A 15,982-nucleotide genomic window follows, 5' to 3' on the forward strand; every position below is an offset into this window, starting at 1 on the left:
TTCATATTTCTCGCTAAAGCGGTTGTTTTAACTTCAATCTTCCTCCAGACGAATCGGCTCATCGGCCAGACCCCGAAGAAGCTCCGAGGAAGCCCGAGGAAGTCCCGGAGAAGCACGACCGGCCGCCCTTTCCCGCCCTCAGTCGAGACGGCACCCGGGGTGTGTTCCGTGGATTTCCCCCGGGCGTGTTCCACGAATCCGTGTACCTAGCCAAGGCGGCGCGGACCGGCGTCGACCCGGGGCCCCTCCGGGCTGCGCAACACGACACGCGCCCCCAGCACGATCACCTCGGACTCCCCGACCAGCACGGGGTCGAGTTCGAGCCTGGCCACTTCGGGAAGGTCGTCGGCCAGCCGCCCGACCCGGACCAGCAGCTCCTCCAGCGCCTCGACCGCGACCGGCGGGTAGCCGTACTCGCCGAAGAGCAGGGGCGCACCACGCGGTGACCTGACCATGGTCGCCGCGTCCTCGCCCGTCAGCGGCGCGAGCCGGTACACCTCGTCGCGCAGCAGCCGTGCGGTGACCTCGCCCAGCCCGAAGGACACGACCGCGCCGAACGCGGGGTCGTCGATCACACTGACCACGGCCGGCACCGCGGGCTGCGGTGCCATCCGCTGCACCGCGAGCACGGCCTCGGGACCGAGCTGCTCCTTCAGGCCCGCGTAGGCGTCACGCACCCCGTCGGGACCGGACAGTCCAAGACGCACCGTCCCCGCGCGTTTGGCCGCCTCGGGATCGGCGGCCTTCAGCACCACCGGCCAGCCCAGCCGCTCGGCCGCCGCGACGGCCTCATCGGGCGACTCCACCACCTCGGACGACCACACGGTCAGCCCGTAGCAGGCGAGCAACTCCGTGGCATCGATCTCGACCGCGCCCCGGCCACCGGTCACCGGCGATGGTCCGGCCTGCCCGGAGGCCTCCAGCACCCGGGCGACGAGCTCCCGCGCGGCGGGGGTGTCGACGTCGCCGGTCTCCACGGGCAGGCCCACCGGCTGGTCTCGCCAGCGTGCGTGCCGTACGACATGAGCCAGGGCGCGGACCGCCTCTTCCGGTGCCGCGTAGGACGGGATCGAACCCCGCTCGGGGACGACGCCGACCCGTAGTTCCGGCAGCATGCCGAGCTGGCCCTCGAACGTCGCCAGCACCGGCTTGCCCCCCTCCCGGGAGACGCGGAGCAGTTCGGCGGCGACCTCGTCGGCCCTGCCGGGGATCGGCGGCATGTAGATCACCACTGCGGCGTCCACGTCCGGGAGCAACGAGGCGAGGGCCGTGCCGAACTCCTCGGCCCCCGCGCGCGCACCAAGGTTGACCGGCGGCCGGGGCTCCAGGCCGGCGCTGACGCAGGCGTCCACGGCGAGCAGGGCCAGCGCGTCGGAGTTGCCCACCAGTCCCACTCTGGGGCCCGCCGGCAGCGGCTGGTAGGCCAGGAGCTGCGCCACGTCGAACTGCTGGATCAGGTCGTCGACGCGGATCACTCCAGCCTGCTCGAACAACGCGCTGAGCGCGGTGTCGGGCAGGCCGAGCACGGGGGCGGCGTGACCGGTCGGCACGCCCTGGGTGGTGCCGCCGCTCTTGACCACCACGATCGGCTTGCGCCGGGAGATCCGCCGGGCGAGGCGGGCGAACTTTCGGGGGTTTCCCAGCGACTCCAGGTAGAGCAGGATCACATCGGTCTGCGGATCCTCCTCCCAGTATTGGAGCAGGTCGTTGCCCGACACGTCGGCGCGGTTGCCCGCCGACACGAACGAGGAGATGCCCATGCCGCGCTGGGCCACCCGCTGCAGCAGCGCGGTCCCCAGGGCACCGGACTGGCTGAAGAAGCCGACCCGGCCCCTCCCGGGGATGGTCGCCGCGAGCGTGGCGTTCAGCCGGACCGCGGGGTCGGTGTTGGCGATGCCCAGGCAGTTGGGGCCGACGACCCGCAGGCCGTACGCCCGCGCGATGCGGACCAGCTCGTCCTGCCTGGCCCGCCCCTCGGGACCGGTCTCACCGAATCCGGAGGAGACCACGATCAGCCCGCGCACGCCCTTCTCCGCGCACTCCTTCACCACCTCGATCACCCCGTCGGCGGGTACGGCCAGCACGGCGAGGTCGACCTCCCCATCGATGGCCGTCACGCTCGGGTAGGCTCGCACCCCGGCGACGGCACGCGCCTCCCGGTGCACCGGGTAGACCGGGCCGGTGAAGTCCGCGCCGAGCAGGTTGCGCAGCACGGTCTGGCCGACGCCGCCCGGCTCCCGGCCCGCGCCGACGACCGCCACCGACCCCGGTGAGAGCAGCCGCTCGATCGAGCGGGCCTCGGCCCGGTGCTCGCGGGAGGCGGTCACCTCCTGGGAGGTCTCGGTCGGGGTGAGGTCGAGGGTCATCCGGACCACGCCGTCGGCGAAACGGCTCTGCGCGGTGTAACCCGCCTGCTTGAGGACCCCCATCATCTTCTGGTTCGCGGGCAGCACGTCGGCGACGAACCGGATGATCCCCCGCTCCCTGGCGGTCTCGGCCAGGTGCTCCAGCAGCACCGAGGCGACCCCCCGCCCCTGGTGGGCGTCCTCGACGAGGAACGCCACCTCCGCCTCTCCCGGCTCGATCCGGTCATAGCGGATCACCGCCACCATCTCCGTGCCGATCGTCGCGATCAGCGCCACACGGTCCGCGTAGTCGACGTTGGTGAACCAGGTGATTTCGCGATCCGACAACTGGGGCCGGGGCCCGAAGAAGCGGAAGTAAATCGACTCTTCTGACAGCCTTGAATAGAAGGAACGCAATCGGTCGGCGTCGGCCGGCCGAATCGGGCGCACATGGGCGGTGCCGCCGTCCAGCAGGACGACGTCCGCCTCCCAGTGGGCGGGATACCGAGTAGCCTCCACAGTCCCGAGAGTAGACGTCAATCCCGCCCGGCAGGCAGACCGGGTGAATTCACGCAACGCTTGTGCATCGACTATGGCGCGTTGTCGGCTCCCGACCCCATACGCTGGCCTGAAGCTGTTAAGTTTTTCGCGGCTATGAGGCACTTCAGCATCGAAGGCAGCAAGGTGGTGACATCATGACGCGGGTGGTCGTGGTGGGCGATCTCATGACCGACGCGGTCGCGCGGGCTCGCTACCCGCTGGCCAGGGCCAGCGACACACCGGCGATCGTCACCATGCACGGCGGTGGCTCGGGAGCCAACATCGCCTCCTGGCTCGCCGTCGAAGGTGCCGAGGTCGCCTTCATCGGGCGTCGCGGCGCCGACATCACCGGCCGTAACCGCGACATGGAGCTGATGGGCTACGGCGTCGACGCCCGGCTCGTCATGGACCCCGAGCGGCCGACCGGCACCTGCGTGGTGCTCATCACCCACAAGGGTGAGCGCACCATGCTGTCCGACCCGGGAGCCAACGCGGCCCTGTCTCCGGAAGACCTGCCCCGCGACCTGTTCTCCCAGGGCGGCCACCTGCACCTGTCGGGCTACACCCTGGTCAACGAGGGCTCCCGCGAGGCGGGCATCGCGGCCCTGGAGATGGCCCACCGCTCCGGGATGTCCATCTCGGTCGACTGCTCCTCCTCTGCTCCCCTGGAGCGCACCGGGGCCGAGCCGTTCCTGGAGTGGACCCAGAGCGCCAAGCTGCTGTTCGCCAACGCCGAGCAGGCCAAGGTCCTGACCGGCCGCGACGACCCCACCGCCGCCGCCAAGGTGCTCACCGCCTGGTTCCCCCAGGTCGTCGTCAAGCTCGGCGCCGACGGCGCGCTGTGGTACACCAACAGCCGCGCCGAGCCGGTCAAGGCTCCGGCCGAGGCCGTGGAGCGCGTGGTCGACGGCACGGGCGCGGGCGACGCCTTCATCGCTGGCTTCCTGCCCATCTGGCTGGAAGGAAAGCCCGCCGCCGAGTCGCTCGCCTCCGGCTGCCGCCTGGCGTCCCGGGCGATCTCCCACCTGGGCGCCCGCCCCCGCCTCTGACCGCGCCCACCTCTGACCGCGCCCGCCCCACGGCTCGCGCTGAACGTACGGCCGGCCCGGTGATGCGCCGGCCGCCGCACGTGGTCCCGCCCGTGCCCCGGCGCTCCCCCAGATCACCGGGTCGATCGCCGTCACGCCACCACACGGCCGGGACCGGCGGACACCTAACTCGTCACGGCGAGAGTCAGCGGCAGCACGGCGGGTGCCCCGGCGTGGCGGATCATGGCCGCGGCGAGCGTCATGCTCCAACCGGTGTCGACCCGGTCGTCAACCAGCAGGACCGGGCCGTTCGCCGCCGCGACGGCCTCGCCGAGGGCGGACGGCATCGCGAGGGTGGCCCGGATGGCCTGGACCCGCTGCGCGCTGTTGAACTGGCGCCCGGGCGAACCCGATCGATAGCCGAGGTCGCCCAGGTAGGACAGGCGGCCGACCTGGGCCAGCCGTTCGGCCAGGCTGCGGACCAGCTTGGGGCGGCTCGCGGAGGGCATCGCGACCACGGCGACCGGGCGCTGCGCCCATCCCCATGACGACAGCACCTTGACCACCGCCGCGAAGACATCGTCGGGGACGGGACCGTCAGGGGCGCCCTCGGCGAGGAGGCCGCGCAGGCGGTTGCCCCAGCCGATGTCGGTCAGCCGGCCCAGGGCACGACCGGGTTCGGCGCCCAGCTCGGGCTTGATCCGACCCTTGAGGTCGGCCAGGCCGGTCGGCCACTGCCGACGCGACTCGATCTCCACTCCGGGCCTGTGCAGGCTCTCGGCGGCACGCTCCACCGCCCGCGCCTCGACCTCGGGCGAGCGGTGCGCACCGGTGCAGTTGTCACAGCGCCCGCAGGGACTGGCGGTGTCGTCGTCCAGGCGGCGGCGGAGGAACTCCTCCCGGCACTGCGTGGTGCCGAGGTAGTCGAGCATGGCCTTCTGCTCGGCCTCGCGCTCGGCGGCGACCCGGGCGTAGCGGTCGGCGTCGTATTTCCAGGGCTCGCCGGTGGCCTCCCAGCCGCCCTTGACCCGGCGCACCGCCCCGTCCACGTCGAGGACCTTGAGCATGGTCTCCAACCGGCTGCGGCTGAGATCCACCCGGTTCTCCAGCGCTGCCGTGGACAGCACGCCGCCCTCCGCCAGGGCGGCGAGCACCGCCCGCACGACCGGCTCGGGAGGGAAGGCCAACGAGGCGAAGTAGGCCCAGATCTCCCTGTCCTCGGCGCCGGGCAGCAGGATCACCTCGGCCCGCTCGACTCCTCGCCCGGCCCGGCCGACCTGCTGGTAGTAGGCCACGGGCGACTGCGGCGCGCCGACATGGATGACGAAGCCGAGGTCGGGCTTGTCGTATCCCATGCCCAGCGCGGAGGTGGCGACCAGCGCCTTGATCTTGTTGTCGAGCAGGGCCTGCTCGGCGGCGAGCCGCTCGGCCTGCTCGGTCTGCCCGGAGTAGGCCGTCACCTCGTGACCTTGCTCGCGCAGGTAGGCGGCGATCTCCTGGGCCGCGGCCACGGTGAGCGTGTAGACGATCCCGGAGCCGGGCAGCTCGTGCAGCGTCTGGGCGAGCCAGGCCAGGCGCTGCTCGGCACCCGGCAGCCGCACGACGCCCAGGTGGAGGCTTTCGCGCTCCAGCGCCCCGCGCAGCACGAGGGTCTCCTCGCCCATCTGGTCGGCGACGTCGCGGGTGACCCGGGCGTTGGCCGTGGCGGTGGTGGCCAGGATCGGCACGCCCTCGGGCAGCTCCTCGAACAGCGTGCGCAGCCGCCGGTAGTCGGGGCGGAAGTCGTGGCCCCAGTCGGAGATGCAGTGCGCCTCGTCCACCACGACCAGGCCCGCGCTCTCGGCCAGCTCGGGCAGAACCTGGTCGCGGAACTCGGGGTTGTTGAGCCGCTCGGGGCTGACCAGCAGCACGTCGACCATGCCCTCGGCGACCTGGCCGTAGATCTGCTCCCACTCTTCGGGATTGGCGGAGTTGATCGTGACCGCGGTGATCCCGGCCCGCTCGGCGGCGGCGATCTGGTTGCGCATCAGGGCCAGCAGGGGCGACACGATCACGGTCGGTCCCTCGCCCAGCTCGCGCAGGAGCGCGGTGGCGATGAAGTAGACCGCCGACTTTCCCCAGCCGGTGCGCTGCACCACGAGCACCCGGCGCCGGTCCATGACGAGCGCCTTGATGGCCGCCCACTGGTCCTCGCGCAGCCGGGCGTGCTCACCCGCCAGCGCCCGCAGTCGCTCCTCGGCCTCTTCGCGCAGCATCTGCTCTTCGCTCACCGGTCATTGGTACCAGGTTCCGGTGACTGTTTCCTTCCGGTACGGCTTGCGGGCCGTACCGTCCCGGCCGTGTGGCCGCACGCGGCCGGCCCCCGCACGTGACCGGCCCCGCGCATGGCTAGCGGTCCAGGTGCTCCGGGAAGGCGTTGATGGTCACCCGGTGCATACGGCGGCGCTCGGTGTAGTCGGCCACCGCGTAGTGCTGGGTGCTGCGGTTGTCCCAGAAGGCCATGGTGCCCGGACGCCATCTGAGCCGCACCTGGTACTCGGGTGAGCGGATGTGGTCGATCAGGTAGGGCAGCAGGGCCTCGTTCTCCCGGTCGGACAGCTGCACCAGCCGCGTGGTGGAGGCCCGGTTGACGAACAGCGCCTTGCGCCCGGTCTCCGCGTGGACCCGCACCACGGGGCGCTCGATCGGCGGCCACTTGGCCTGGATCTCGGCCAGATCGAAGTCGTGGCCCTTGGAGATGGCCTTCTTCATCGAGGCCGTGATGTCGTGGATCGCGGTGAGCTCGTCACAGAGCCGCTGGATGGGCGGGGAGAGCGTCTCGTACGCCAGGTGGGCGTTGGCCCACATGGTGTCCCCGCCGACGCTGGGCAACTGCACGCAGCGCAGCAGCGAGCCCATCGGGGGAACCGGCTCGAAGGTGTTGTCGCTGTGCCATTCGTCCCCGCCTTCCCCCTTGGGGCTGGTCTGGTCGAGGATGTGGATCGGCGTGCCGCTGTCCTTCTTGAAGGCCGGGTGGTTGATCGAGCCGAAGTTCTCCGCGAAGCGGACATGTTCCTCGTCGCTGATGAGCTGGTCACGGAAGAAGAGGACCTTGTACTCCAGCCAGCCTCGGCGGATCTCCTGGACCTCGTCCTCCGACAGTGGCTTGCGCAGGTCGACACCGCTCACCTCGGCGCCGATGTGCCTGGTAACAGGCTCGAATTTGACCATCTTGGCGACACCCCTCCATCAGTGGCCGCACGCCGATCAGGGATGTTAGGGCACCCTTACCCGAATCCCTGCTCCGAGCGTAGTCCGGTCACGCCAATCAAGCAATCGCTTGGTTAAGAATATGCCGTGGCGGGCACCCCGGGGAAAGTGACCTGGGTCACTGTCGACGGGACGCGACTCAGGGATCCGGCCGCCGTGCCGGACCACTTCCGCACTGCTCCCATGCCTCCCGAAGCCGGCTCCCGGGGCTCTCGGCGACCGCTCCGAATCCAGTTGCCGGCCGCCTGAACAGGGGCGAGACGTCGGCGGAGCACGAGGTCATGTTTTGATACGTTTCACTATGGACGTCACGACGTGGTACCTCGAGCAGACCTCGCCCTCCGACCTGCTCGCCGCGAAACCCCCGGCGATCGAGATCGACATCGTGCTCGCAGAGGTGCCTTCCCCCGAGTTCAGCCGGTTCCTGAACACGGCCGTGGGCGGAGACTGGCACTGGACGGAGAGGCTGCCGTGGACCTGGCGGCAGTGGGCGGACTGGCTGGACGGCGGGGTGGAGACCTGGGTGGCCTACCACCGCGGCACCCCCGCGGGCTACGTCGAGCTCGCCCCCGGCGACGACGCGAGCGTCGAGATCACCTGCTTCGGCCTCCTGCCGTGGGCGATCGGCAAGGGCGTGGGCGGGCACCTGCTCGAGGCCGGTACGGCTCGCGCCTGGGACCTGGCCGATCGCCAGGCGGAGCGCGAACCCACCCGGCGCGTGTGGCTGCACACCTGTTCCCTCGACAGCCCGGCCGCGCTCGCCAACTACCAGGCGCGAGGGTTCCGGATCTACGACACCAGGCTCAACGTCCCCGGAGACGAGTACGAGGGCGACCCGCCGGGCGCCTGGCCGGGAGTCGGCCCCCGGTCCCGGCCCACCCCGGGCGCCTCATCCGGTCCGGGCTAGGGTCAGACCTCGTCGACCGTCCCGCACTCCCCGTCCTTGAGCGGAACGGACTTGTCGTCGTAGGGGTCGTCCGCCGGGCCGGAACCACCGCCCCTGCCCGCGTAGTCGGGGCGCAGGAACCCGTCCGGAGAATCGCACTCGGCCCCCGCGGACCAGGATTCGGCGCTCTCACCGTCCCAGTGGCGCAGCCGGGCGCCGGGCTCGTCCCGCCAGAACTCGTGCCGTGCCTTGACGAAGACCATCACCCGGACGACGGGACTCGTCCTGCCCGCGGGACGAAGGGCGTAGACGAACCGGGCCTCATAGTTCACCCACAACTCGGGCCGGCCGTTCTCGTCCTTGCCCGGCTCGGCGGCCATCTCCCCCTGCACCTTGACGACATCGCCCACCAGCTCGGTCGAACCGGGAGCGAAGCTGGTCACCCAGAGACGGGTGTTCTTCTTCTGATCTTTGTGATCGAGGTTTTTGAGAAAGAACTTCCGCTGTTCGGCGTCGAGCTGCTTCGCGAAGACGTCCGGCTTCCCGCCGAGCAGGGTCTGCCTGTCGAGATGCGCGGCCTCCAGCATTCGCCTGCTGGTCAGAAAGGCCGACCGGACGTCTCCGGTGGAGAAGCCCTTCACCGGCTTGGCGTCGGGAACGACGACGCCGTCGATCCCTTCGGCGAACTTCTCCGCGGGCGATCCCTGGAACGGCCGGGTCTCGGTGATCACCGCCTGGTCGGTCGCGAGATCCTCGATCACCCCGCACCCCGCCAGCGCTCCCGCGAGGCACACCGCCCCGGCCATCCGCGCCATCCCGTGATACGACATGACGGAATGCTATTATTGATCTACCTCTGCTTTACCATGTGTCACGGCGCCTCGACCTGAGCGCCCCTGGCGACGTGGACGGAGAAGTCCTTCCGGACCCACGGCCGGCGGCGGGGCGACATACGGCATATAAGCGCTCGCCGAGGCATTGCGGTCGCGGGCACCCGCGATCCTTCGGCACAATGTTCGATATGGCCCGACGTACGACCACACCCCCGCCTGACGAGGACTTCGAGGAGCGGATCGTCGACATCGACGTCTCCGCCGAAATGCGCACGAGCTTCCTCGAATACGCATACTCGGTCATCTACCAGCGCGCGCTGCCCGATGCCCGAGACGGCCTCAAGCCGGTCCAGCGCCGCATCCTCTACTCGATGAGCGAGATGGGCCTGAGGCCCGACCGCGGGCACGTCAAGTCGTCACGGGTCGTCGGCGACGTCATGGGCAAGCTGCACCCGCACGGTGACACCGCCATCTACGACGCCCTGGTCCGCATGGCCCAGCCGTTCTCGATGCGGCTGCCGCTGATCGACGGGCACGGCAACTTCGGCTCCCCCGACGACCTGCCCGCCGCCATGCGCTACACCGAGGCGCGCCTGGCCACCGCGGCCATGGCGATGGTGCAGTCGATCGACGAGGACACGGTCGACTTCAAGCCCAACTACGACGGCCAGGAGACCGAGCCCACGGTCATGCCGTCGGCCTTCCCGAACCTGCTCGTCAACGGGGCCACCGGCATCGCGGTCGGCATGGCGACCAACATGGCGCCGCACAACCTCGTCGAGGTCGTCGCCGCCGCCCGCCACCTGATCAAAAAGCCGGACGCCACGCTCGACGACCTGATGCGGTTCGTCCCGGGTCCCGACCTGCCCACCGGCGGCACGATCATCGGCCTCGACGGCATCCGTGACGCCTACGCCCGCGGCCGGGGCACTTTCCGGATGCGCGCCAAGTGCTCCGTGGAGCAGGTCAGCCCCCGTCGCAAGGGCATCATCGTCACCGAGCTGCCGTTCAACGTGGGCCCCGAGCGCGTCGTCACCAAGATCAGAGAGCTGGTCACGGCCAAGAAGCTCCAGGGCATCTCCGATCTGAAGGATCTCAGCGACCGGCACAAGGGCCTGAGGCTGGTCATCGAGATCAAGAACGGTTTCATCCCCGAAGCCGTACTGGAGGAGCTCTACCGGCTGACGCCGATGGAGGAGACCTTCGGCATCAACAACGTCGCGCTGGTCGACGGCCAGCCTCGCACCCTGGGCCTGCGCGAGCTGCTCCAGGTCTACGTGGACCACCGCATCGACGTGGTCCGCCGCCGTTCGGCCTACCGCCGCCGCAAGCGCGAGGAGCGCCTGCATCTCGTCGAGGGCCTCATCATCGCCCTGCTCAACATCGACGAGGTCATCCAGGTCATCCGCTCCTCCGACGACTCGGCCCAGGCCCGCGAGCGCCTGATGGGCGTCTTCGAACTGTCGGAGACCCAGGCCAACTACATCCTCGACACCCCGCTGCGCCGCCTGACCCGCTACGACAAGCTCGAACTCGACCGGGAGAAGCAGACGCTGCAGGACGAGATCGCCGAGCTGACCGAGATCCTGTCCTCCGACAGCAAGCTCCGCAAGGTCGTCTCCGACGAGCTCGCCCAGGTCGCCAAGACCTTCGGGACGCCTCGCCGTACGGTGCTGCTGGAGTCCTCCGGTGTCACCAGGAACGCCTCGGTGTCCCTGGAGGTGGCCGACGACCCGTGTCTGGTGCTCTACTCCTCGACCGGCCTGCTGGCCCGTACGGCCGACGCCTCCCCGCTGGCAGGCGACGGCGAGCGCTCCGCCCATGACGTGCTGGTGTCCGTGGTGAACAGCACGGTCAGGGGCGAGGTCGGCGTGATCACCAACCAGGGCCGGATGATCCGGATCCAGGTGGTCGACCTGCCGACCCTGCCTCCCTCGGCCAACCCGCCCTCGCTGTCCGGCGGGCACCCCGTGTCCGAATATGTCAGCTTGAATCCGGGTGAAGCGGTCGTGGGCATCGGCTCGCTCGATCCCGAAGGGCCCGGCCTGGCGCTGGGCACCGCCCAGGGCGTGGTCAAGCGGGTCGTCCCCGACTACCCGGCCAACCGCGACGAGTTCGAGGTCATCGGGCTCAAGGACGGAGACACCGTGGTGGGAGCGGCGGAGCTGACCTCGGAGGAGCACGACCTCGTCTTCATCACCTCCGACGCTCAGCTGCTGCGCTATTCGGCCACCAGCGTGCGGCCCCAGGGCCGTCCCGCGGGCGGCATGGCCGGCATCCGGCTGGACGGCGGTGCCGAGGTGATCTGGTTCGGCGTGGTCGACCCGGCACGTGAGTCCATGGTCGTGACGATCGCGGGCTCCTCCACCGCGCTGCCCGGCACCCAGGTCGGCGGGGCCAAGATCTCCGACTACGCCGAATACCCCGCCAAGGGCCGCGCCACCGGCGGCGTCCGGGTCCAGCGGTTCCTCAAGGGCGAAGACGTTCTACTGCTCGCCTGGGCCGGCCCCGCCCCGGCGCGCGCGGTTTCCAGCGTCGGCAAGCCGGTCCCGCTCCCGGAGGAGCTGGGCCGCCGCGACGGCTCGGGGTTCCGTCTCACCCACACGGTGGCGGCCGTCGGAGGCGCCCTCGGCGCCGTGGACGGCGAACCCGCCGCCGCGCCGCCGCCCGCCCCGTCGGAGTGACTTCTCAGCTCCGCGCGGAGCTCCCAGCCCGCGCGGAGCATCCCGCTCCCGGCGCGATCTTGACCATACTTCGCCAGACGAAGTATGGTTCTCCGTGTGCCTAAAAGATCATTTGTGGCGTTCGCCATTTTCGCGGCTTCCGCACCGTCTGATGGGGAACCGCCTCAGCAGCCACCACGTCATCCGGCCTCGCCGGGAAGGGTTCCGTGAGTCCCGGCGGGCGGCGGGCCTCGGGAGGTGCTCGTCCGTCAAGCGGTGGTCCAGATGAATGACCCGCAGAGCGGGAACCGCCCATCGCGGAGCCACGGGCGGCAAGATCCCGGGGGTCGCGGCGGGCGCGAGCTCGCGTGGCGATTTCGCGGGGTGGGGCGACAGCACGACGAGGAGCCGTCTGGACGCCACATGGTAGGAAGAAGATCCACGGGACACTTCTGAGAAGCACGATCTCACTTCTTGGAAGCAGAACCTCACTTCGTCCTCTCGGGCACCGGATCGGCACGCGCCCGAAGGCGAGCGGCAGACGTCATGCCAGCCTCATCCAGCCGTGTCAGTCTCACCGAGAGGCTGCCGGGCAAGGGCATCGCCCGTAAGAGGACATCTTCAGCACCCTTACCGGCACGGTCACGCCGACCGTGACGGCCGCCCAGCGTGAGCCGGGCGGGAACTCCCGGCTCGCCCGCTTCACCGTCCCCCAGGCCTCCCACTCCCGGTGGCCACGGCCGAGACTCCCGCAGGGGGCGTCCGCGGTCTCCGGCGTCGGAGCTCGGCCTCGATAGGTAAGACAGACCCGGCCCCGCCGGACGGCGACCCCGGCAAGGCGTATTCACCCACGCCCTGATGGGCGGCCATGGCTTGTGTCCCAGCCGGCTCGAAAACACCGATCACGCACGGCTCCGTCGTGGCCGTGGATGGCTCCGCAGTCCTTTCCGGCCCGGCTTTCACCTTGATCGGCCCCGCGTTCGGCGGCGCCCGGACGACCCGGATCGCGATCCGGCACCCCGTGACGCCTGCCCGCCTCTCCCGACCGCGACGGGATCCCCGGTGAGCCTTGGCCTCCCGGGGGGACGGCGCCGCCGTCCGAGGCACGTGAGCGGGGCCCGCGAACAACCCGAAGAACACATCACTCTCCATCACCGAAGAGGTAGCGCATGACTTTAGGCAAAGGCCTTGTCGCCGTTCTCCTGGCGGGAACGCTCGGCGTCGCACCAGTACAGGGACAGCAGGCCGGCGCACCGCAACCGGGCACCGGACGGGCGAACACCGTGACCCTGATCACCGGTGACCGGGTCACGGTCATCGGCAAGGGCTACCGGGTGGAGCCCGGTCCCGGCCGGCAGGTGGGATTCACCAGGCAGGTGCGCGGGGGCCACCTGTACGTGATCCCGTCCGACGCCTGGGCGCTGGTGGCGAAGGGGACGCTCGACGCGCGGCTGTTCGACGTCACCCAGCTGCTGGAATGGCATTACGGCGACGCCGACCGGCCCGACATCCCGTTGATCACCCAGTCGTCCCGGGGCCTGGCCCCCGCGCCGCGCGCCGCGCGGCAGACCCGGCAGATCGCCGCCCTCGGCATGAGCGCCCTGCAGGTGCCCAAGGCGAACGCGGGCCAGGCCTGGCAGGACCTGATCGGCGGCTCCCGCACCCTGGCCGCGGGGACGACCAAGCTCTGGCTGGACGGACGCCGCTCGTTCACCCTCGACCAGAGCGTCAAGCAGATCGGCGCCACCGAGGCGTGGAAACAGGGCATGACCGGCAAGGGCGTCACGGTGGCCGTCCTGGACTCCGGCTACGACCCCGACCATCCCGACCTCAAGGGTGTGGTGGCGCAGGAGCGGAACTTCAGCGAGGACCCCGACATCCGCGACATCGTCGGCCACGGCACCCATGTCGCCTCGACCGTCGCCGGCGCCGGGGAGAAATACCGGGGGGTGGCCCCGGACGCCAAGCTCGCCATCGGCAAGATAGGCAGCCGGTGGGGCATGACCGACTCCGCCATCCTGGCGGGCATGGAATGGGCCTCCGTCGAGGTCAAGGCCAAGGTCGTCAACATGAGCATCGGCGCACCGGACGGCCTGGACCTCGACCCCGTGGAACAGGCGGTGAACACGCTGTCGGCGCGGACGGGCACGCTGTTCGTGGTGGCCGCCGGCAACAATGGCACCCCGGGCTCGGTGGGCAGCCCCGGCAGCGCCGACGCGGCCCTGACCGTCGGCGCCGTCGACAAGGCCGACCGGCTGGCCGACTTCTCCAGCCGCGGCCCGCGAGTGAGCGACCACGCGATCAAGCCGGACCTCACCGCGCCGGGCGTCGACATCGTGGCCGCGGCGGCCAAGGGCACGGCCGACGGCCCCTACCGCACGCTCAGCGGCACCTCGATGGCCACCCCGCACGTGGCCGGAGCCGCCGCGATCCTCGCCCAGCGCCACCCCGACTGGAACGGCGAACGGCTCAAGGCCGCGCTCATCGGCAGCGCCAAACCCACGGGAGGCGCCACGCCGTACGAGCAGGGCGCCGGGCGGGTGGACCTGGTCCGCGCGCTGGCCCAGCAGGTCGTGGCCGTTCCGGGCAACGTGTGGGCCGCCTTCCCCTGGGACGACCCGAGCGAGCGCGTATCGGCCAAGACCATCACCTATGCCAACTCCGGCGACGCGCCGGTCACCCTGGACCTCGCCGCCGAGGGTGAGGTGCTGAAGCTGTCCGCGCAGCGGCTGGAGGTGCCCGCGGGGGGCGAGGCATCGGTCACGCTCACGATCGACGCCAAGGGCAAGGCCCCGGGCGACTATCCCGGGACCGTCACCGCCAGGTCGGGCGAGGCCGTGATCCGCACGCTGGCCGGCGGGTATGTGGAGCCGGAGTCCTACAACGTGACCATCACCGCCCTCGACAGGGGCGGCAAACCCACTGATCTCGCCCAGGCCCAGCTCTACGACCCGAAGACCGGTGCCGCCCGCGACCTGGTCTTCTTGAACGGGGCCGCCAAGGTCCGGGTGCCCGAGGGCGACTGGAACCTCTTCACGACGATGTTCGAGCGGACGGTCGGGAGCACGATCGCCCACACCACGCTGAAGGTCGACAACGCCGACCAGCAGGTGACGGTGGACTCCCGCCAGGGCAAGCAGGTGCGGACCACGATCGACGACCCGACCGCGGCACGGCGACCGTTCTTCGATGTCGAGCTGAGCTACGGGCCGTGGATGACCGCCTGGTCGGAGCATCTGGGACCCGGGTTGGAGTTCTTCGTCATTCCCACGCGCCAGCCGGGACTGCACTACGGCTACACGACCGTCTGGGAGAACAAGGACGTCTCGCCGAGCCCATACGTCTACAACCTCGTCGACTACCACACCGACGGCCTCCCCGAGAATCCCATCTACGCCGCCAGGCAGCAGGACCTCGCGAAGGTCACGGCCACCTACCGGGCCTCCGGGGTGGCGGCCAAGGGCACCCCGCTCTTCGGGCCCCGATTCGGTGACACCCCGACCCCGTTCATGGAGTCGCCCCAGGCTGAGGTGGACCTGCCCGGCACGCTCACCTACTACCGGACCCCCGGGCTGGTCTGGGACAGCGCACTCCAGGTCGGCACGTCCGTGCTGGCCGACAGCGGCAAGGCCATGAAACGCGGGCACACTCGCGAGGTGTGGAACACCGCGGTGACCGGGCCCTCGCTCGCCGCATCCGGCGGCAGCCGTACCGGCGACAAGCTGACCTTCCCCGCCGGCGGGCTCTTCGCCGACGGCGCCGCCGGGCACAGCGGCACCGACGGCGCGGCCACCGGCACCGCCACCCTCACCAAGGACGGGCAGGTGCTCGCCACGACCGACCTGGCGGGCTGCGCGCTCGACCAGCCGCAGACCTGCGAGCTGCACGCCGACCTTCCCGCGCAGGCCGCCACCTACACCCTGAGCACCTCGATGCGTAGGCAGGTGCCGTACTCCACGCTGTCCACCGCCGTCGACAGCCGCTGGACGTTCCGCTCGGCGCACACGGCCGCGAAACAGCCGCTGCCGCTGATGGCGGTGCGCTACGCCCCCGCCGGGCTCGACGACCTCAACCGCGCCAAGCCGGGTTCGCTGACCCGGCTGCCCCTGTGGGTCGAACGCAACCCGGGCGCCCCCGAGGCGGCGGTGACGTCCGTCCGGCTGGAGATGTCCGTTGACGACGGCACCAGCTGGCACCGGATCCCGGCCGTCCCCACCCCCTCCGGATGGACCTCTGCAGTGCCCAACCCGCGCACCCCGGGGTTCGTCTCGCTGCGGGTGACCGCCACCGACGCCTCCGGCGCCGGCGTCACGCAGACGATCACCCGCGCCTACGCCGTCGGGTGACCCCGGAAGCCCTACCCCGCCGGTTCCCATGATGGTCAGACGACTGCCGCCTGACCATCGTGCGGGTGAGGCCTGAGAGCCTCCCGGACGTG

General features: G+C 70.6%; 8 protein-coding genes. 4 read left to right on the top strand and 4 right to left on the bottom strand.

The genetic code is table 11. From position 1 onward, the window contains the following. Nucleotides 1–206: 206 nt before the first annotated feature. On the bottom strand, nt 207–2,864 hold the full coding sequence (locus ACFY2X_RS19030; protein WP_389939778.1) for a GNAT family N-acetyltransferase: 2,658 nt from the start codon (nt 2,862–2,864) through the stop codon (nt 207–209). Between the two features lie 176 nt (nt 2,865–3,040). Between ACFY2X_RS19030 and ACFY2X_RS19035 the strand changes: the two genes are divergently transcribed. Next, nucleotides 3,041–3,934, top strand: a complete 894-nt coding sequence (locus tag ACFY2X_RS19035) for a carbohydrate kinase family protein (protein ID WP_389939779.1) — start codon at nt 3,041–3,043, stop codon at nt 3,932–3,934. A 164-nt stretch (nt 3,935–4,098) separates the two neighbouring features. Here ACFY2X_RS19035 and ACFY2X_RS19040 read toward each other — a convergent pair whose 3' ends face one another. Next, the gene (locus tag ACFY2X_RS19040) at nt 4,099–6,168 is read right to left on the bottom strand and encodes a RecQ family ATP-dependent DNA helicase (protein WP_389940007.1); all 2,070 of its coding nucleotides are present in this window, start codon (nt 6,166–6,168) and stop codon (nt 4,099–4,101) included. Between the two features lie 133 nt (nt 6,169–6,301). Further along, complete coding sequence (locus tag ACFY2X_RS19045) at nt 6,302–7,123, bottom strand: TauD/TfdA dioxygenase family protein (protein ID WP_389939780.1); 822 nt, start codon at nt 7,121–7,123, stop codon at nt 6,302–6,304. 340 nt (nt 7,124–7,463) lie between these two features. Here ACFY2X_RS19045 and ACFY2X_RS19050 point away from each other — a divergent pair, with 340 nt between their 5' ends. Next, nucleotides 7,464–8,069 (top strand): GNAT family N-acetyltransferase, encoded by a 606-nt coding sequence (locus tag ACFY2X_RS19050; RefSeq protein WP_389939781.1) that lies wholly within the window; start codon nt 7,464–7,466, stop codon nt 8,067–8,069. Nucleotides 8,070–8,071: 2 nt separating this feature from the next. Here the strand turns inward: ACFY2X_RS19050 and ACFY2X_RS19055 are convergent, their stop codons facing one another. Next, the gene (locus ACFY2X_RS19055; RefSeq protein ID WP_389939782.1) at nt 8,072–8,878 is read right to left on the bottom strand and encodes a hypothetical protein; all 807 of its coding nucleotides are present in this window, start codon (nt 8,876–8,878) and stop codon (nt 8,072–8,074) included. Nucleotides 8,879–9,069: 191 nt separating this feature from the next. Between ACFY2X_RS19055 and ACFY2X_RS19060 the strand changes: the two genes are divergently transcribed. Then, nucleotides 9,070–11,565, top strand: coding sequence for a DNA topoisomerase (ATP-hydrolyzing) subunit A (locus ACFY2X_RS19060; RefSeq protein ID WP_389939783.1), 2,496 nt, complete (start codon nt 9,070–9,072; stop codon nt 11,563–11,565). A 1,148-nt stretch (nt 11,566–12,713) separates the two neighbouring features. Beyond that, nucleotides 12,714–15,890 (top strand): S8 family serine peptidase, encoded by a 3,177-nt coding sequence (locus ACFY2X_RS19065; RefSeq protein WP_389939784.1) that lies wholly within the window; start codon nt 12,714–12,716, stop codon nt 15,888–15,890. Nucleotides 15,891–15,982: the final 92 nt, after the last annotated feature.

This window comes from Streptosporangium sp. NPDC000396 (assembly GCF_042898655.1).
Lineage (GTDB): Bacteria > Actinomycetota > Actinomycetes > Streptosporangiales > Streptosporangiaceae > Streptosporangium.